Annotated in this window: 16 protein-coding genes; 6 read left to right on the top strand and 10 right to left on the bottom strand. The window is 69.5% G+C overall.

All coding sequences use genetic code 11. From position 1 onward, the window contains the following. Positions 1–81 precede the first annotated feature (81 nt). Complete coding sequence (locus EV139_RS12870; RefSeq protein WP_130454738.1) at positions 82–1593, top strand: amidase; 1512 nt, start codon at positions 82–84, stop codon at positions 1591–1593. 79 nt (positions 1594–1672) lie between these two features. Here the strand turns inward: EV139_RS12870 and EV139_RS12865 are convergent, their stop codons facing one another. The 3 genes from EV139_RS12865 to EV139_RS12855 are packed head-to-tail and all read right to left on the bottom strand — an operon-like array spanning position 1673 to position 4068. Beyond that, the gene (locus tag EV139_RS12865; RefSeq protein WP_241989057.1) at positions 1673–2077 is read right to left on the bottom strand and encodes a cupredoxin domain-containing protein; all 405 of its coding nucleotides are present in this window, start codon (positions 2075–2077) and stop codon (positions 1673–1675) included. Between the two features lie 34 nt (positions 2078–2111). Next, positions 2112–3551, bottom strand: a complete 1440-nt coding sequence (locus EV139_RS12860; RefSeq protein WP_130454737.1) for an NAD(P)H-quinone dehydrogenase — start codon at positions 3549–3551, stop codon at positions 2112–2114. A 43-nt stretch (positions 3552–3594) separates the two neighbouring features. Continuing rightward, a complete protein-coding gene (locus EV139_RS12855; protein ID WP_130454736.1) occupies positions 3595–4068 on the bottom strand; it encodes an SIP domain-containing protein in 474 nt (157 codons plus the stop codon). 213 nt (positions 4069–4281) lie between these two features. Here EV139_RS12855 and EV139_RS12850 point away from each other — a divergent pair, with 213 nt between their 5' ends. Together EV139_RS12850 and EV139_RS12845 are read left to right on the top strand one after the other, a co-directional pair. Then, on the top strand, positions 4282–7104 hold the full coding sequence (locus EV139_RS12850; RefSeq protein ID WP_420029120.1) for an aminotransferase class I/II-fold pyridoxal phosphate-dependent enzyme: 2823 nt from the start codon (positions 4282–4284) through the stop codon (positions 7102–7104). A gap of 128 nt (positions 7105–7232) precedes the next feature. Beyond that, positions 7233–8705, top strand: a complete 1473-nt coding sequence (locus tag EV139_RS12845; RefSeq protein WP_198677569.1) for an amino acid permease — start codon at positions 7233–7235, stop codon at positions 8703–8705. Between the two features lies 1 nt (position 8706). On the opposite strand, the gene EV139_RS12840 is transcribed toward EV139_RS12845, so the two are convergent. Continuing rightward, the gene (locus tag EV139_RS12840) at positions 8707–9570 is read right to left on the bottom strand and encodes a tryptophan 2,3-dioxygenase (RefSeq protein ID WP_130454735.1); all 864 of its coding nucleotides are present in this window, start codon (positions 9568–9570) and stop codon (positions 8707–8709) included. Positions 9571–9701: 131 nt separating this feature from the next. Here EV139_RS12840 and EV139_RS12835 point away from each other — a divergent pair, with 131 nt between their 5' ends. The 3 genes from EV139_RS12835 (at position 9702) to EV139_RS12825 (ending at position 12676) form a co-directional block, all read left to right on the top strand. Further along, positions 9702–10508 carry a purine-nucleoside phosphorylase gene (locus EV139_RS12835; protein ID WP_130454734.1) on the top strand — a complete coding sequence of 269 codons (807 nt, stop codon included), beginning with the start codon at positions 9702–9704 and terminating at the stop codon, positions 10506–10508. Between the two features lie 179 nt (positions 10509–10687). Beyond that, positions 10688–11995, top strand: coding sequence for a flavin monoamine oxidase family protein (locus EV139_RS12830; protein WP_130454733.1), 1308 nt, complete (start codon positions 10688–10690; stop codon positions 11993–11995). Between the two features lie 150 nt (positions 11996–12145). Continuing rightward, positions 12146–12676, top strand: a complete 531-nt coding sequence (locus EV139_RS12825) for a hypothetical protein (RefSeq protein WP_130454732.1) — start codon at positions 12146–12148, stop codon at positions 12674–12676. 54 nt (positions 12677–12730) lie between these two features. Here the strand turns inward: EV139_RS12825 and EV139_RS12820 are convergent, their stop codons facing one another. From EV139_RS12820 to EV139_RS12795, 6 genes are all read right to left on the bottom strand, one after another. Continuing rightward, positions 12731–14347 carry an amidohydrolase gene (locus EV139_RS12820; RefSeq protein ID WP_130454731.1) on the bottom strand — a complete coding sequence of 539 codons (1617 nt, stop codon included), beginning with the start codon at positions 14345–14347 and terminating at the stop codon, positions 12731–12733. A 25-nt stretch (positions 14348–14372) separates the two neighbouring features. Next, entirely contained in the window at positions 14373–15575 is a 1203-nt protein-coding gene (locus tag EV139_RS12815) for an NAD(P)/FAD-dependent oxidoreductase (protein WP_130454730.1), read from the bottom strand. 3 nt (positions 15576–15578) lie between these two features. Beyond that, positions 15579–15941 (bottom strand): cupin domain-containing protein, encoded by a 363-nt coding sequence (locus EV139_RS12810; RefSeq protein WP_130454729.1) that lies wholly within the window; start codon positions 15939–15941, stop codon positions 15579–15581. 36 nt (positions 15942–15977) lie between these two features. Further along, a complete protein-coding gene (locus tag EV139_RS12805) occupies positions 15978–17348 on the bottom strand; it encodes an NAD(P)/FAD-dependent oxidoreductase (protein ID WP_130454728.1) in 1371 nt (456 codons plus the stop codon). Positions 17349–17404: 56 nt separating this feature from the next. Next, a complete protein-coding gene (locus EV139_RS12800) occupies positions 17405–18019 on the bottom strand; it encodes a helix-turn-helix domain-containing protein (RefSeq protein ID WP_241989056.1) in 615 nt (204 codons plus the stop codon). Positions 18020–18161: 142 nt separating this feature from the next. Continuing rightward, the gene (locus EV139_RS12795; protein WP_130454727.1) at positions 18162–19277 is read right to left on the bottom strand and encodes an arginase family protein; all 1116 of its coding nucleotides are present in this window, start codon (positions 19275–19277) and stop codon (positions 18162–18164) included. Positions 19278–19301: the final 24 nt, after the last annotated feature.

The raw sequence follows: 19301 nt of genomic DNA, 5'->3' as shown, positions 1-19301 counted from the left end.
CGGCGCAGCTCGAGCCACCCCACCGCCCCGCCACCACCACCGCGACTCGTTTCGCGGCCGCCCGCACGCACAGGAGCCCCCATGCACTCAGATCCAATCCCCACCGAGCTCACTCGCCTCGACGCCACGACGGCGCGCGCGCTCTTTGCCTCCGGGGACCTCGCACCGACCGAGCTCCTGGCTGCGACGCTCGCGAGGATCGACGCGGTGAACGGGGACCGCGACACCGGAGTGAACGCGTTCACCGAGGTGATGGCCGAGGAGGCCCGCGCGGCGGCGCGCGCCGCCGACACCGCGTGGGCAGAGGCCCGAGCCGCGGGGACCACCCCGCCGCCGCTCCTCGGGATCCCGGTCGCCACGAAGGAGAAGCACGGGATCGCCGGGCGCACGCTTGAGCAGGGGCTCGCCGCGCAGCGCGGGGTCGTGGCGCGCACGCACCACCCGGTCGTCGAGAGGGCCCTCGCGGCGGGCGGGATCATTCACGCGCGCACCACCTCACCAGAGTTCTCGTGCGCCACGGTGACGCACTCCCCCGCCTGGGGGATCACCCGCAACCCGTGGCACCTCGCGGCCTCCCCCGGCGGCTCCTCAGGCGGCGCGGGCGCCGCGCTGGCGGCGGGCATGGCGACGCTCGCGACCGCCTCCGACATTGCGGGCAGCACCCGGATCCCGGCCGGCTTCACCGGCACCGTGGGATACAAGGCACCGTACGGGCGGATCCCCGGCCTGCCACCGCTCTCGGGCGACTGGTACCGGGGGGACGGACCGATGGCGCGGTCCGTGGCCGACACCGCACTGCTCACCGGGGTGCTCAGCGGCACGCACCCGGCCGACCACGCCTCGCTCGGCCCGGCCGGGCTTGCGGTGGCGCCAACCGCCCAGTCCGGACTCGCCTGGGTCCGCGGGCGGCGGATCGGTCTCGCGCTCACGCTCGGCGACTACCCGGTCGCCCCGAGTGTGCGGGCGAACACCGAGCGGGTCGCCCTCGCCCTGGAGGAGGCGGGCGCGGTGATCGTGCCGGTCGAACTGCCGTGGACGGTGGAGCGCATCACCGCCACCACCTTCGCGCACTTCGGCCACATCCTCGGCCCCGCGATGGCGGAGCTCACCGCCGGCACTGAGGCGCAGCTCGCCGCGTACACGCGCCAGTTCATCGCCGACGCCGCGCGCGCGGCCGACGGGGTCTCGCTCCCGCAGTCGCTCGCGCGCGACGCTGCTCTCCAGGGCGAACTGGCGGACGCGATGGCCGGGCTCGACGCGCTCCTCACCCCCACGCAGGCGGTCGAGATGCTCGATGCCGCGAGCGACTATCTCGACGGCATCGACGCCGTGGGCGACGACGGCGTGCCAGTGCATCTCGCCCACTACTGGGAAGCGCACATGACCAGCCCGTTCAACGTGGCAAACCGCTGCCCGGTACTCGCGGTGCCGAGCGGGATCTCGAGCGTCGGCGTGCCCACCGGGGTGCAACTCGTGGGGCACCCGTGGGACGAGGCCGCCGTGTTCGAGCTCGGCGCGGCGGTCGAGGCGCTGGTCGAAATGCCGGCGTACCCCGAACTCGGTGCGGCAGCGCACGGCGCCGCAGCGCACTAGACCGCGGCGCACGGTGCGGCGCGCCCCGGACGCTAGGCCCGAAGTGACGCGCCCCGCGGAGCGCCGAGGAGCTCCGGGGCTACTTCGCGCGCACCGTGACGACGCCGGTCATCTCGGGGTGGATCGAGCAGTCGTAGTCGAAGTCGCCTGCCTCCGTGAAGACGTGCGTGTAGCTGCCCGATGTCTGCAGCTCGCTCACGAAGCTCCCGTCTGCCGCGACCACGTCGTGCTCCGCCGGCCCCTCGAACACCCACTCGACCGCGTCGCCCGCGACGATCTCGATCTCGCGCGGCTCGAACGCGTTGTCGTACGCGCGCACCGTCACGGCGGGCTTCGCGTGATCGTCGGACGGCACGAGCTCGGGCTTCCCCGTGGGGCCGCACCCGCTCAGCGCCGCGGCGGCGCCGAAGCCGATCACCCCGGCGAGCCCGGTCAGGATCCCGCGCCGGGAGATCTCGCTCGCGCCAACGTTGCTCATGCCCATACTGCGGTCCTCCAGTGGTGCCGGTGTGCTCGTGTCAGTGCTTGTGCAGGGCGCGCGCCGCGTCCGTAATGGCGCCCGTCATCGACGGGTACACGGCAAACGCCGAGGCGACCTGGTCGACGGTGAGCCGGTGCTCGACCGCGAGTGCCACCGGGAAGATCAGCTCGCTCGCGCGATGGGAGACGATCACGCCGCCGATCACCGTGCCGGATGCCTCCCACGCGAACAGCTTCACGAAGCCGTCGGTGAAACCGATCATCTTCGCGCGCGGGTTCACGCTCAGCGGGATCGTGTGCGAGATCGCCTTGGCCACGTCCGCGGCGTCTTCAAGCGAGCGCTCGTTCCAGCCGACGGTCGCGATCTCCGGGTAGGTGAACACGTTCGCCGCAACGTTACGCAGATCGATCGGGCGCACGAAGTCACCGAGCGCGTGCATGATCGCCGTGCGCCCCTGCATCGACGCGACCGAGGCAAGCGGGTAGAAGTCGGTGCAGTCACCCGCGGCGTAGATCGAGGGGATCGCGGTGCGCGCCACCTTGTTGACGCGGATGTGGCCGCTGTCGGTGAGCGCCACGCCCGCCTCTTCGAGACCGAGGCCCGCGGTGTTCGGGATCGAGCCCACCGCCATGAGGCAGTGTGAGGCCTCGATGGTGCGCCCGTCCTCGAGTGAGACAAGCACGCCCGTCTCGGTGCGGGTGACCGTCGATGCGCGCGACTTCGACATCACGTTCATGCCGAGGCGCGTGAACTCGCGCTCGATCACGGCCGCCGCGTCGGGGTCCTCGCCCGGCAGCACCTGCTCACGGCTCGACACGAGCGTGACCTCGGCGCCGAGGGTGCGATAGGCGTTCGCGAACTCGGCGCCGGTGACACCGGAGCCGACGACCACGAGGTGCTCCGGGATCGAGGTCAGGTCGTAGAGCTGCTTCCACGTGAGAATCCGCTCACCGTCGGGCTTCGACGAGTCGAGTTCGCGCGGGCTCGCGCCCACCGCGACCACGATCGTGTCCGCTTCGATGCGGTCGAAGTCGGTGCCCTCGCCGGCCGCGGCGGTCGACACCAGCACCGCGTTCGGGCCGTCGAGCCGCCCGTCGCCCTGCACCACACGCACCCCGGCGTCCTCAAGCGTGCGCAGCATATCGACCGACTGCGCGCCGGCCATGGCGAGCAACCGCTTGTTCACCGCCGCGAGGTTGACCGCGATCTCGGGTCGCACGGGCTTCCCGTCGCCACCCGGCACGAAGGTTTGGACCCCGAGCTTGCCGGAGTCGCGCACCGCCTGCACTGCTCCCGCGGTGCCGATGAGGCTCTTCGACGGCACCACGTCGGTGAGCACCGCTGCTCCCCCGACGCCCGCGCTCTCGATCAGCGTGACCTCGGCGCCCAACTGCGCGCCGGCAAGGGCCGCCTCGTAGCCGCCCGGACCGCCACCGAGCACCGCGATCCGGTGCTTTCGTTCATACGCTTTCGCCATGCCCCCAGTCTACGGCTCGGCGGCCGCGCCGGGCGCCGCCGGCCTAGGAGGTGGCGTGCGTGCGCTGGGTGGTGCCGCCCGGCCAGCGCTTCTCGAGCCGGCGATCGAGCGCGGTCCAGTAGTTCTGCATCACGGGGCAGGATCGTGCGCCCGTCCACAGCTCGATGTTGCGCACCGCCTCGCTGTCGGCCCAGACCCACTCGTCAAACCAGGCGTCCACGGCGGTGGCGAGCGCCTCGCCGCGGCGGCGGCCGATCCCCGGGCGGGGGCTCGCCTCGCGCTCCTCGCGGCACAGCCACGTCACGCCGACGTGCGGGGGCACCGGCAGCTGTTCGATCTGCATGGGCGCGAACACCTCGACGAACACGCGACCGTAAGAGGTCTCGGGGAGGCTGCCGAGCCACTGGCGCAGCGCGGGGAGGTCGGCGGCGTCGCACGCGGCAATCACGCAGTCGACGCCAGCGGGGTCGACGACGGACACCAGCTCTGGTCGCTCGGCAGGATCGAAAAGGTTCACGACTCGATCTTAGGGCATCCTAACCATCGTCGGGTGATCTCTCGGCGAACGATCAGCAACGCTGTCTTCGCGGGAGGGAGAATGCCACCCACCGGCGAACGTGCCCCGCCCGGCATCATCGACGGCCTAAGATCAACGGTCAGGGAGTACGCGCGGCACCGCCAGCCGCCGCCCGGCACCACGAACGATGATGTTGGAAGGATAGCCACACACATGACGAGGACTGAATCCGACTACGACATGTCTGCCGATGCGTTCCGCCGCGGCCTGGGCACCATCGACATGGCGATGACGGGTTCGATTCCGCTGCCGTCCCACGCGGGGACGGCGACGCAGGAGTCCCCCGCAGCCGGTGCCTCACTCGAGCGAGATCCCGGCATGCCCGCCAGCACGTGGCGCATGCGCAGTGATGCGTGGGAGTACCTCCGCTTCGCGGTGAAGCGCCTCGTCTACGGGAACGACGACGTTGACCTGCTCGCGTCCGACGGCGAGATCCGACGCTCCCTCCGCTCGCTCGAGACCGTCGAGATGTACTGGGCCGGCTTTGGCCAGCGCTACGTCGCCGCGATCACCGAGCTCCTCGAGGCCGGCGACTACCGCGTGGCGCTCGATCGGATCGGCCGCGTGGTCAACCGCCTCCGCGGAGACACCGTCCCCGAGGAGCCGCGCGACGAGTTCGGCGACGAGCAAGAGCGCTCGGAGTTCACCGCGGACGCGGATCCCCGCCCGCGCTTTGAGGTCCTCATCGTCGACGAGACCACGCCCACAGAGCGCGACGCCACGCGCTCGGAGGCGCTCCGGCTGCGCTCCTCGGCCGACGACTTCATCTACGAGTTCGTGATCGTCCCGTCCGCGGACGACGCGGTCGCCGCGGTGCTCACCAACCCGAACATCCTCGCCTGCGTGGTGCGCCCCGGGTTCAGCGAGCGCACCCGCCAGCGCCTCAGCCGCGACCTGCGCGAGACGATCGACCTGGCCCGCGCCGAGGTGGCCCCCGGCTCGGCGCCGGCGCGCAGCTCGCTCGCGTCAGTGCAGCGCGTGCTCGGTCTCGCGGACACGCTCGCCGCGATCCGACCGGAGCTCGATCTGTACCTCATGGCCGGCGCGCACATCGAAGACCTCGCCGGCGCGCTTACCCGCCGCTTCCGCCGGGTGTTCCGGCGCGAGGACCAGCTCGAACTGCACCTGTCGCTGCTGCGCCGCGTCTCGCACCTCTACGACACCCCGTTCTTCTCCGCGATCCAGGACCACGCGCGCCGCCCCGTCGGCGTCTTCCACGCCCTCCCCGTGGCCCGCGGCGGCTCGGTCGTGTCGTCGAAGTGGATCAAGGACCTCGCCGATTTCTACGGCCTCAACCTGCTGCTCGCCGAGACGAGCGCGACCTCGGGCGGCCTCGACTCGCTGCTCGCCCCGGTGCGCACGCTCAAGAAAGCGCAGGAGCTCGCGGCGCGCGCGTACGGGGCGAAGCACACGTTCTTCGTCACCAACGGCACCTCGACCGCGAACAAGATCGTGCACCAGGCGCTCGTCGCCCCGAACGACGTGGTGATGGTCGACCGCAACTGCCACAAGTCGCACCACCACGCGGTCATGCTGACCGGCGCGCGCCCCGCGTACCTCGAGGCGTACCCGCTCAACGACTTCGCCTTCTACGGCGCGGTGCCGCTCGACCGGATCAAGCAGCTGCTGCTCGACTACCGGGCCGCCGGTCGGCTCGACGAGGTGCGCATGATCACGCTCACCAACTGCACCTTCGACGGCATCGTCTACGACCCCGAGCGCGTCATGGCCGAGTGCCTCGCGATCAAGCCTGACCTGGTGTTTCTGTGGGACGAGGCCTGGTTCGCGTTCGCCGCGTTCCACCCCGTCACCCGGCGCCGCACCGCGATGGCGGCCGCGAAGCGACTCGAACAGCACCTGGGCAGCACGGCGCACGCCGCCGCCTACCGCGAGCAGCAGGAGCGCCTGTTCACGCCAGACGGCACCCCCGCTGCCGACGAGCTGTGGATCTCGGAGCGCCTGATTCCCGCGCCGAGTGCCAGGATCCGCGTCTACGCAACGCAGTCGACGCACAAGACACTCACCGCACTGCGGCAGGGGTCGATGATTCACGTCTACGACCAGGACTGGGTCCGCGAGGCCGAGGAGGCCTTCCATGAGGCGTACATGACGCACACCTCGACCTCCCCGAACTACCAGATCCTCTCTTCCCTCGACATCGGCCGCCGCCAGGTCGAACTCGAGGGCTTCGAACTCGTGCAGCGTCAGCTCGACCTGGCGACGAGCCTCTCGCAGGCGATCGCCCGGCACCCGCTGCTGCGCCGCACCTTCCGCGTGCTCACCGCGCACGATCTCGTTCCCGGGGATAACCGCGAGATCGGGCGGCCGATGCCGCTCCGCGACGGGCTGTCTTCAATGTGGCAGGCCTGGGCCACCGACGAGTTCGTGGTCGACCCGAGTCGGATCACGATCGAGATCAGCCGCACCGGGGTCGACGGCGACACGTTCAAGCACGAGCACCTCATGGACCGCTACGGAATCCAGGTCAACAAGACGAGCCGGAACACCGTGCTCTTCATGACAAACATCGGCACCTCGCGCAGCGCGATCGCGTACCTCATCGAGGTGCTCGTGAAGCTCGCGGAGCGCTTTGAGGAGCAGCAGGCGCAGCGCGACCCGGAGATCCCGCTGCCCGCGGAGGTCCCGATGCCGCCCTTGCCCGATTTCAGTGCGTTCGCAGCGAAGTACGCCACGGACGCTCTCCTCCCAGACGGCGATATGCGGGCCGCGTTCTTCCGCGGCCAGCAGCGCGGCGCCGTGGAGCACGTGCGGCACGACGAGCTGCGCGAGCGGGTCGCCGGCGGCGCGCAGCCGATCTCGGCCGGCTTCGTGACCCCGTACCCGCCGGGCTTCCCCGTGCTCGTCCCCGGTCAGTTGATCACCGCCGAGGTGCTCGACTTCATGGCCGTCCTCGACACCCGTGAGATCCACGGCTACGATCCGCTGCGCGGCTACCGCATCCTGCGGGAGGCGTAGGCTGCAGGGTGGCCCTGGCGATTCCGCCCGGGTCACCCCACCGCGATCGGGCCCGTCATGACTCACCTGTACCTTCCGTCAGAACTCTGCAATACTCCAAGCGGGGGCTCAACAACGGAGTTTTGCTCATGACGAATCAGTCGCCAGCCGCGGGCAGCGCCGCACCGCAGGCGGCCCACACCCTCAGGCGCAACCTCAAATCCCGCCACATTCAGATGATCGCGCTCGGTGGCGCGATCGGCACCGGGCTCTTCTACGGCTCGTCCGAGTCGATCGGTCTCGCCGGCCCTTCGGTGCTGCTCACCTACCTCATTGGCGGCGTGGTGATCTTCCTCGTGGTCCGCGCTCTCGGCGAGATGTCGGTAGACGAGCCGGTCTCCGGGGCGTTTAGCCACTACGCGAACAAGAACTGGAGCGCCAGAGCCGGCTTCGTGTCCGGTTGGAACTACTGGTTCAACTACATCGCCGTGTCGATGGTGGAGCTCGCCGTGGTCGGATCATTCGTGAACTACTGGCTCCCGGGCATTCCCGGCTGGGTGTCCGCCGCGTTCTTCCTCCTCCTGATCACGGGCGTCAACCTGGTCGGGGTTCGCCTCTTCGGCGAGTTCGAATTCTGGCTCGCCCTCATCAAGGTTGCCGCGGTCATCGGGATGATCGTGCTCGGGGCGATCGTTGTGGCGATCGGGATCAACAACAGCACCGACCTCCCCGATCCGAGCTTCGCGCACCTCTGGGATCAGGGCGGCTTTTTCCCCCTGGGGCTCAGCGGCATGCTCTTCGCCCTGGTCGTTGTGATGTTCTCGTTCGGCGGCACCGAGCTCGTCGGGATCACCGCCGGTGAGGCGGAGGAGCCCGAGCGTACGATTCCGCGGGCGATCAACCAGGTGATCCTGCGCATCCTTATCTTCTACATCGGGGCCCTCGCGGTGATCATGGCGGTGGTGCCCTGGGACCGACTCGACGGCCAGACGAGCCCGTTCGTGCAGATCTTCGACCGCATCGGGATCGCGGGAGCCGGACACATTCTCAACCTCGTGGTGCTCACCGCGGTGATCTCCGTATACAACTCGGGGCTCTACGCGAACGGCAGAATGCTGTACTCCCTCGCCCAGCAGGGCAATGCCCCGCGCTACTTGCGCACGGTCTCCCAAGCTGGCGTGCCGGTTGCCGGAATCCTCACGTCATCAGCGGTCACGGTCATCGCGGTGTTCGTGGTGTTCCTGTGGCCAGACTTTGCGTTCCAGTACCTCATGTCGGTGGCGCTCATTGCCGCGATCATCAACTGGTCGATGATCATGATTACGCAGCTCAAGTTCCGGAAGCGCATCGGCCCGGAGGGGGTTGCCGCGCTCAAGTTCACGCTCCCGTTTCCGCGCGTCACCCCGTGGGCCGTGCTCGCTTTCTTCGTGCTCATGGTGGTGCTCATGAGCTTCCACGACGGCTACCGCACCGCGGTGATCGTGGGCCCCATCTGGCTCGCCGTGCTCCTCATCGCCTACCAGCTCAAGCGTCGGCCGGGGTCGGCCGCGGGGAGCGACGAGGTCGCGGCCGACCCGGCGGCGCAGACCGCCGCGCCGCCGGGCTCGACCGACGCGCCTTGAGCTACGCGCCGAGGTCGCTGATCTCGGTGCGCACCGAGACAAGCTCTGGGAAGAACGTGAGGTCCAGGGCCTTGCGCAGGAATCCGACGCCGGACGAGCCACCGGTCCCCCGTTTGAAGCCGATGGTGCGCTGCACCGTGCTCATGTGCCGGAACCGCCACAGCTGGAACGCGTCCTCCACGTCTACGAGTGACTCGCACACCTCGTAGACGTCCCAGTGCGCGGCGACGTCCTCGTAGATCTCGGTGAACACCGGCACCAGCTCCGGGTGCTCCACCCACGCCTGCGACACGTCTCGGTCGATGATGCTCTGCGGCACCCGGTAGCCGCGCCGCGCGAGCATCAGCAGGAAGCTGTCGTACACCGTCGGGGCGGCGAGGGCCGCCTCCACCTCGGCGTAGACCTCCGGGTTCGGCTCAAACATGCGCAGCATGCCGGGGTTCTTGTTCCCGAGGATGAACTCGATCGAGCGGTACTGGGCCGACTGAAAGCCGCTCGAGGATCCGAGCACCCAGCGAAACTCGGCGTACTCCGCCGGGGTGAGCGTCGCGAGCACGGACCACTGCTCGGTGAGGGTGCGAAGAATCTGCTTCACCCGCGCGAGCCCCTTCAACGCCCGCTCGGGCTCGTCGGCGTCGAGCCGATCCCGCACCGCCCGCAACTCGTGCAGCATCAGCTTGAGCCACAGCTCGGACGTCTGGTGCTGGATGATGAACAGCAGCTCATCGTGGTGCGCCGGCTCGCTCAGCGGGTGTTGGGCCGAGAGGATCTGGTCGAGGCTGAGGTAGCCCGCGTAGTCCATCCGATCCGAGAAATCTACGCGAACGCCCGCTTCGATCGAGCGCTCGCCTGGTGTCTGTGACATCGTGCCTCCATCGCCGTCCTGGATTCTTCGGTCACTCCCGCGATGCTCGCCCCACGTCAGAATCACCCACAGCGTAGCCCACCCGCGCGCCGCCCGCAGCCTGGCCCACCCCGCACGCGTAGGCTTAACGCATGAGCACGGACCATGACCCCACCGCGCTGGCCGCGGCCGCAGCGCAGGAACTCGCACGCCTCACCGGAGTCGCGCGGCACGACATCGCCCTCACCCTCGGAAGCGGCTGGGGCGGTGCCGCAGACGTGATCGGCGAGACCGTCGCCGAGGTGCCCGCCGACCAGGTGCCGGGCTTCCACGCATCGGGTGTCGCTGGCCACTCGGGCACGCTGCGCTCAATCCGACTCGCAAACGGCTCCCACGCGCTCCTCATCGGCGCCCGCACCCACTTCTATGAGGGCCGCGGGGTGCGCGCCGTGGTGCACGGGGTCCGCACCGCGGCGGCGGCGGGGGCGAAGGTGATGATCCTCACGAACGGCGCGGGCGGAGTCGACCCGGCCTTCGGCGCGGGTGAAGCGGTGCTCATCAGCGACCACCTGAACCTGACCGCCACGTCCCCGATCGAGGGCGCAAACTTCGTGGATCTCACCGATCTGTACGCCTCGCGGCTCCGCGACATCGCGCGCAGCGTCGAGCCGAGCCTGCAGCAGGGGGTGTACGTCCAGCTCCCTGGACCGCACTACGAGACCCCCGCAGAGATCCATTACTTGCGCGCCATCGGTGGCCAGATCGTGGGCATGTCGACCGCGCTCGAGGCGATCGCCGCCCGGGAAGCCGGCATGGAGATCCTCGGCCTCTCCCTCATCACGAACCCCGCCGCGGGCATGGGCGACGATCCACTCAACCACGAGGAGGTCTTGGAGGCCGGCCGGGCCGCAGCGCCCCGCCTCGCAGAGCTGCTCGGCAGGGTCGTAGCTGCCCTGTAGGAGGTCGCAGTCGCGCGGCTCCGGTGGGACCGCGGCCGGGGGCGCTCGCCGCTCGCGCGGGCGCTCATAACTTCGTACAAGATCACAGCGCAACAGGGTGTGATCGTCTGCTGCGGCACGCCCCCGAGCCCCGATAGCCTGGACCGACGGGGGCAACGAAGCCGCAGAAGGAGCACACTATGCAATCGGTCGACGTCGTCGTGATCGGCGCCGGGTTCGCGGGGCTGACGGCCGCGCGCGAGCTGGGGCACGCGGGGCTTGAGGTTCTCACGCTTGAAGCGCGGGACCGGGTCGGTGGCCGCACCTGGACCGAGTATCGGCTCGGCCACGAACTCGAGCTCGGCGCGAACTGGGTGCACTGGGTGCAGCCGCACGTGTGGGCTGAGATGACCCGCTACGGGCGCGAGATGATCCGCAGCCCGCGGGCCGACGAGGCCTACTGGCGCGGCGCCGACGGCTCGGCGCGACAGGGCACACTCGACGAGTTCATGACGCTGATCGACGCGGGGCAGCAGCTCATCATTGACGACGTGCGCGCAGCGATTCCGCGCGGCACGGAGCCGACCGTCGGCACGATCCAGGAGCTCGACCACCTGAGCATCCAGGACCGCATCGACGCACTCGGCCTCGACCCAGAGTCGCGCGCAGCAAACGAATCGGTGTGGGTGGGACACGTCAATGCCCCGCTCGACCAGGTCGGGCTCTCCAGCGCGCTCCGCTGGGTCGCGGCGAGCGGCGGGCACTGGCAGCTCATGCACGAGGCGTCATCGACCTACCGCGTGGTCGACGGAATGCGCGAGTTCACCGCCAGGATCGCCGCGCACGTGGCCGGCGAGATCCGACTCAACACTCAGGTTGTCTCGGTCTCTTCAGATGCGGCCGGCGCGATCGTAGAGACCGCCGACGGCACGCAAATCCGGGCACGACGAGTGGTGAGCACGCTTCCGGTCAACGCGGTCGCCGGGATCCGCTTCGAGCCGGCGCTCCCGGAGGTGTGGGCACGTCAGCACGCCGAGACGGTCGCCTCGCAGGGGACCAAGGTCTGGCTGCGCGCGTCCGGGCACGTACCGCGGTTCTTCGCGTACGGGAGCCAGCACGACGTGTTCTCGGTGTTGAAGGCCGAGTTCCACGAGAGCGACGAGCGGGGCGACTACACGCTCCTCGTGGCGTTCGGCCCCCAGCACGACCGCGTGGACCTCGACGACCTCGCCGGAGTGCAGACGGCGGTCGACGCACTGCGGCCCGGTCTCGACATCACCGAGGTCACCGCGCACGATTGGATGACCGATCCACTCGCCCGCAATACCTGGATGACCCACCGGCCCGGGCAGCTCACCCGCGACCTTGCAGCTCTGCAGGCCCCCGCCGGCGTCGTGCACTTCGCCACGACCGACAATGCGAATCTCTGGGGCGGCTTCATCGACGGGGCAATCGAGAGCGGGCTCCGCGAATCGAGGCGGATCGCGGACGCGCTGCGCCACGGCTAGGGGCCGCGCCTTCCCTCCACAGGCAGCGGATTCGCGGCGCTCGCGCACGTTATCCACAGATGCGCGTCGCTCGCGGAACGCCGGGTGCGCGCGCCACGCGCCGGGGGTATCGTGGCAGCACGTCATTCCCCGCGGCAGGAGGTGATTCGCGTGTCGCTCACTGAACTCATCACGATGCTGGCTGGCTTCGCCACGATCGGCTCGCTCCTCATTGCCGGTCAGCTCGGGCAGGCACGCCGGATCGATGATCTTGGGAAACAGATCGACGTGAGGTTCGAGCGCGTCGACGAGCGGCTCGAACGGGTGGAAGTGCGGCTCGACCAGCTCGCAGCGCGACTCGAACGGGTCGAAGTGCGGCTCGACCAGCTCGCAGCGCGACTCGAACGGGTCGAAGTACGGCTCGACCAGGTCGAAGTGCGGCTCGACCGCATCGACGCTCGACTCGACGGAGTCGACACCCGGCTCGACCGGGGTGACGAACGGTATGTTCAGATTGACGACCGGTTCGGCTGGCTTGAGGCACGGTTCACCGAACAAATTGTCAGCACCCGGGCCGAGCTGCTCCAGCAGATCACCCGCGTTGACGACCGCCTCTACGCGCTCACCGCACACCTGATTCCCGGGTACGGGGCGCGCCACCCACGGGGGAATGGCGCGCCCTCGAATCCAGTGACCTCGTAGCGCTCCGCGGCGGCCGCGCGGGGCGGAGCCCGGCAGAACGCGCGGGGCGTCGGGCTAGCCCTCGTGGATCACCCGCCCGTCAACCACGGTGAGCCGCACGGGCAGCTCGGGGAGCTCGTCCGGGGTGGCGGTGACAGGGTCGGCGCCCCAGACCGTGAGATCGCCCACAGCACCCACCGTGAGCACCCCGCGGTCGTGGTGCCCCCGAGCCCGCGCCGGCCAGAGCGTGTACGCGAGCACTGCTTCCTCGCCCGTCAGCTGCTGTGACGGCTCAAACACGTGCGCGCCGGGATCTCCCGGGGTGTGTCGACCGCGCGCCCAGGCCATCCCGAGGCGCGGGTCGTACTGCGCGACGGGCCAGTCAGAGCCGAGCGTCAGCTCAACCCCCGCGTCGAGCACATCGCGCACCCGGTAGCCGGTCGCGTCGCGCTCGGGGCCGAGCCGGACCGTCCAGTTGTCGCTGTGATCGGGCGCGCGCCACTGCATGTGCAGGGGCTGCATCGAGGCCGTGACCCCGGATCCTCGCAGCTGCGCAACGTCCGCGTCAGAGAGCACCTCGAGATGCTCGATCGAGTGGAACGGGAGGCCCGCCCGCTCAGGCAGGGTGGCGTAGACGTCGAGCACGCGACTCACCGCGTAGTCACCGACCGCGTGCGTTGCGATCAGCATCCCGGCGTCGTGGTAAGCCCGCACCACCTCGCCGTAGCGGTCCCAGGACGGCCAGAAGGGGGCACGCCCGTCGCCGCACGCGTCGACGGTGTGCAGCCACGCGGTGCCCGTATCGATCACGCCGTCACTGAACAGCTTGATGGCACCGGTCTGCCACAGCCGTCCGGCGCGATCCTTCCCGGCGATGACTCGGGCCACGTCGGCGTCGGTATCGCCCACGGCGTGCCAGTGGTGCATCGTGACCCGGTGATCGAGTTCGCCGCGCGCCTCAAGCTCGGTGAGCAGCTCAACCGTGCGGTCCTTGCCGTCCATGATGGCGCCGCCAGTAAGACCCACCGCGGCGAGCGTACGAAACATATCGCGCAGGCCATCGCGTTCCTGGTCGTGCGTGGGCGAGGGGGCCGCGTCGAAGAGCAGCTGGTACGCAGTCGGTTCGCGCAGCTCCCCGGTCGGGGTGCCGTCCGCGTCGACGACGATCTCGCTCGCGTCGTCGAACTCCCGCGCGCCCGCGATGCCGGCGGCCGCGAGCGCGGGCGCGGTGCCGAGCCCGGTGTGCAGGTCGTAGCAGATCAGCGCGACCGGGCGGCCCGGGGCCGCGTCCTCGAGCAGCTCGCCGCGCAGCCCGGTTTCCTCGAACGGTTCGTACTCAAGGTTCCACCCGCGCACCCAGGCGCCCTCGGGGAGGCGCGCGTGCTCGGCCGCGATGGCGGCCCGGATCTCGGCAACGGTTTCGAGGCCACCGAGGTTGATTCCCGCGGTGACCTCTGCGGCCCAGTGCGGGTGGGTGTGCGAGTCGAAGAAGCCAGGGGTGATCGTGGCGCCGGCGAGGTCGCGCACCTCGATCCCGGCGGCCTCCGCCTCAGCGCGCACTGCCGCGTCGTCTCCGATCGCACTGATCCGACCGCCCCGGATCAAGATCGCGGTCGCGTCCCCGGCCGTGGCGGTGGTGTTCGTGCGGAGCTGTGCTCCCACGAGCGCGAGATCGCCTCCGAGCTGTGCCATGCTGTGTCCTTTCAAAAGCTTCTGGTTAGTGCCGCCCGATTGAGCTGTGTCCGCTGCGGGGCGCCGTTGAGGCCCCGAACCGGCGTGGGTTCCAGCGCGCCTGGTACTCCGCGTCGACATCCTCGTGCAATACGAGCGCCGCAAGATACTCGCCCATAAACGCAGCGTACTTGAATCCCTCGCCGGAGTCCCCGCAGGCGAGCACGACACTCGGGTGGGTGCGGCCGATGATGAAATCCCCGTCCCCCGAGTCGGTCCACGTGCACACCTGCGTGCCGAGCACCCGCGGGGTGATCGCCGTGAGGTCCCGGGCCACGCGCGCTCGGATGTGTTCGGTTCGCGTCGGCTGCTCCGCTCGGTCGAGGTCATCGCCGAGCCGTCCCGCCGCAAGCGGGCGGAGCGGGATATCGAGGCCCACCTTGTATCCGGAGGCCCCGTTGGGCATCGCGTAGATGCCGGCGCTGTCGGCATCGCTGCCCGCTCCAACGGGGCAGTCGACGAGGCCGGGAAGGGGCGGTGCCGGCGGCTGCGCGCCGGGATCGCCGAGGTAGACGACCTGCTCGATGTACGGGGTGAGCGGCAGCTCCAGCCCGAGCCCGGGCAGCAGCTCCGGCGTGCCGGGCCCCGCCGCGATGAGCACCTGGTCGGCGCTCAGCGTCGTGCCGTCGGGCACCCCGGACCCCGCGCCCACACGCACCGTCGCGGCGTGATCGCCCGCCGCCACCTCGATCACGCGCGTGGCGGGGAGGTAGCGGCCTCCCGCCGCAATGAACGCCTGCAACGCGCCCTGAAGTAACCGGTCGGCGTGCACCACGCCGGCCTGCTCCACGTACAGCGCGCCGCGCCCGTCGGGGCGCAGCCCGGGGAACGCCTCCCCCACGCGATCCGCCGCGACCGGTTCACCGCGTTCCCCGATTGCGGCGAGCGCAGCGGCGACCGCCGGCAACGACTCGGTGTCACGCCACAGGAGACCGGTGCGCGTGAACACCGACTCGCCGAGCCGTTCGCCGAGCCGTTCGAGCGCGTCCCGCGCGTCGCGCAGTGAGCGAGCACGCCACGGCAGCGTATCGGCGAGGCGCCAGAGCCTCGTGGTGCCACCGTTCGATGCCGACTGCCCGCCGGGAACAAAGCGCTCGATCAGGGTCACCGCCACACCCCGGTCTTGGAGCCTGAGCGCAGCCGGCAACCCCCAAGCTCCCCCGCCGACGACGATCGCCGTGCCGCCCATGAGCTAGTCCTGGATGGTGGTGTAGTGCTTGCGCAGGGGCTCGTGCACTCGCCAGGTCCCGGCCCAGCCGGACGGCATCACCATGACGTCGCCGGGCCCAAACTCCTCGGGGGCCTCACCCGCCACCTCGATGGTGACCCGTCCGGAGAGAATCGTGCAGATCTCGGTGTAGCCCACGCGCGTCGCCGTGAAGTCACCGACCGTGCACTCCCACAGCCCGGTGTCGATGCGGTTCTGTGATCCGCCGGTCCAGACCGAGACCGCTGCCTCAGTCATCCCCGCGGTCGTGGCGGTTGGCTTGGCAGCGTGGGGGCCGAGGTCTGCGGCCGCGGTGTGGTGCACGGAGAGCGTGGGAATCGTCGTCATTGGAGGTTCCTGTTCTTTTCTATGGTGTGGGTGGTCTCAGTTGCGCCCGGTAATCACGTCGGCGACGTGTGCGATGGGCGAGGTCTTCTCGCGGCCGGCGAGCTCGGTGCGATCGGCAACGCCGTACGCGGCGTAGAGCCCCTTGGTCGCGATCCAGCGCAGGGGCTCGGGTTCCCACTTACGCACTCGGTGATTGACCCACGGGAGGCCGGCGATCTCGCTGTCGTTTCCGAGGATCAGGTCCGCGATGGTGCGGCCGGCAAGGTTCGTGGAGGTGACGCCGGTACCCACGTATCCGCCGCCCCAGGCAATCCCGGTCTCGCGATCGAGCCCAACGGTGGCGGCCCAGTCGCGGGGCACTCCGAGCACGCCCGACCAGACGTGGTCAACCGCTGCGCCGCGCGTGGCGGGGAAGAACCGGTGCAGGATCTCGCTCAGGGTCTCGACGGTCGCCGGTGAGGTCTGCCCGTCGGTGTCGGTCTTCGAACCGTACTTGTAGGGCACGCCGCGGCCGCCGATCGCGATCCGGTCGTCGGCGGTGCGCTGCGCGTACATGTAGACGTGGGCGAAGTCGCCGAGCACCTCGCCGTTGCTCCAGTTGAGTTCGTCCCACACGTCCTTCGACAGTGGCTCAGTCGCGATCAGCGACGAGTTCATCGGCAGCCAGAGTCGGTGCAGGCCCTTGAGGTTCGCGGTGAAACCCTCGGTAGCGCGGACCACGTACTGCGCGGAGACTGTGCCGTGGGTGGTGCGCACCGCGTGAGGCGCGATCTCGACCGCGCGGGTGCGCTCGTAGATCTCGACACCGAGACGCTCGACGGCGTCGGCGAGCCCGGACGCAAGCTTCGCAGGCTGGATCCGGGCGCTGTGCGGGTGCCACACCGCGGCGCGGGTGTTCGCGACGTTGATGCGCGCCATCGCCTCCGGCGCCTCAAGAAGCTCGGTGTCGGCGTACTTCCATTCGCGTTCAGCCGCAGCGAAGGCGCGGATCCTATTTTCCTGTGCGGGCGTGTACGCGACGTTGAACTCGCCGCCCTTCTTGATGTCTGCGTCGATCCCCTCGTGCGCGGCCACCCGGATCACTTCATCGACGGTCTCGTTCATCGCGCGCTGGAACCGCTCGGCCGCGTCGCGGCCGTGCGTCTTCACGTACTGCTCGCGACCCCCGGTGATTGCGGAGGTAAGCCAGCCGCCGTTTCGGCCGGAGGCGCCGTAGCCGACGTGGCGCTGCTCCACGATCACAATCCGCAGGTCGGGCTGCGCCTGCTTCAGGTAGTACGCGGTCCAGAGCCCGGTGTATCCGGCGCCGACGATTGCGACGTCAGCCGTGAGGTTACCGGGAAGCTCGGGTCGCGGCTTCGGGGCACCAATCTGCTCCCACCAGTGCGACACATTGCCGTTGATCATCTTTCGGTCCTTTGTTCTCGTGCGTGAATTCGTGGGGTGCGTGCTGGCTGCACTGGTCAGCGCGCGGATGCGGCTGGATCGGCGGCGCCGTGCGGCGTCTCTTCGGGCGTGGGCGGGCTGTTGATCCAGAGGATCGCTGCGGGTGAATCTGACTCGTTGACCACTCGGTGCGGCACCGAGCTGAGAAACTCAATCGAGTCGTCGGTGCGCAGCACGTACCGGTCACGGTCGAGCTCTAGAGTGATCTCCCCGGCGGTGACGAGGAGGATCTCCTGGGAGTGTCCGTGCGCGTATGCGTCTGGCCCCGTGGAGCCGCCCGGCGCAAAGCGGCCGGCGTACACTTCGAGGTTGCGCAGCGGAGGCAGCGCGATCACGTACTTCTCGGCACCCTCCAAGGGTAAACTCGGGCGGTCCGCGGCGCGCAGCACTCCGCGGGTGTGCACGGCACTGTCGTCGAGAAGTTGAGCGGGCGAAACTCCGAGCGCCGCTGCCACCTTCCGCAGCGAGGCGACGCTCGCGTTGGTGTGCCCGTTTTCAAGCTGGCTCAGAAAGCTTGAGCTGACACCGGCTGCCGCGGCAAGTGCGCGCAGACTCATTCCCCGCAGCTCGCGGAACCCCGCGACGCGCTGGCCGAGCGTCCCCCCGGGTGCGCCGTCGTCTTGACTCGCCACTGTTCCTCCTTGAACCGGCTCACGAGCACCGGCGCTCACTGAACGAAGTGTTCAGTATGTTGTGACTCACCGTACATCGAGCTCAGAAACCGCGCAAGCGGTACACCTGCGCCCGGCGCGCGCACGCCGCACTCACCCGCGGCTACGCCGGTGCGGGCCCCGCGGCGGCCTGGGCAGCGACGACCTCCGCGAGGATCTCAGCGACCCCAAGCGTCTGATCTGGAACGTAGGCGAGCGGGTCGCCGGTTCCCTCGACCCCGAGCAGGCCCTCGATCGTCGCAAGCAAACAGTACGGCGCATACGACGGGTTGTAGCCTCCCTCCTGGATCAGGATTGCTCGGCCCTCCGCGTGCCGATCGGCGAGGGCGCGCACACGCGCACCTATTCCGTAGAACCCTGGCATCGAAACGTTGTGTCGTCCGTTCGGATCGTACGCGCTGGCGTCTTGCCCGCTCGCGCACACGATCATCCCGGGCGCAAACCGCTCTGCGAGGGGTGCGATCACTTCGTCGAACGCACGCAGATACGCGGCGTTTCCGACGCCGAGTGGCAGCGGGATGTTCTGGTTAAACCCCACACCACGCCCCACGCCGCGTTCTTCAAGTCCTCCGGTCTGTCGGTGGCTCTCACCCCAGGCCCCGTGATCCATGTGCAGGCTTACGGTGAGCACATCGTCCCGTTCGTAGAAGATGTCCTGCGTCCCATTGCCGTGGTGGACGTCCCAGTCGATCACCAGCACCCGCTCAATTCCCGCTCGCCGCGCTGCATCCGCCGCGAGCGCCGCACCATTGAAGAAGCAGTATCCATCCGCTTGCGCCCGCTGGGCGTGATGCCCTGGCGGACGCGTCAGCGCATACGCGAACGGGGCGGCTCCGCTGAGCACAGTTTCAGCCGCAGCCAATGCGGTCCCCGCAGCCGCGCGAAGTGGGTCGTACGAGTTCGCGCTGAGCCTCGTCGTCGGAGTCACCCACCCACCACCGCGCTCGATGGTGCGTCGCAGCTCAGCCACGTAGCCGGGGTCGTGCACCGCTGCGAGCTCGTCTTCCTCTGCGAGCCGCCCGGGTGCGAGCCTGATTGCGTCGGCCACCGGGCCGCGCGCAAGAATGTCGTGCATCCGCTCAATCCGCAGGCGGCCCTCCGTGTGAGGTTCGTGTGCCGCGAACCACGGGCTGGGGGCTGCTTCGTGCAGCGCAACACCGGTGTCGTGGTCAAGCACCCGCGCGTCGAAGTGCACCCGCAACAGTTCATCGTGCCCCATCAGTATTCCCTTCAAAACTCGGCA

The organism is Leucobacter luti, assembly GCF_004217175.1.
Classification (GTDB): domain Bacteria; phylum Actinomycetota; class Actinomycetes; order Actinomycetales; family Microbacteriaceae; genus Leucobacter; species Leucobacter luti.
This window is presented reverse-complemented; position numbering and strand designations above follow the sequence as displayed.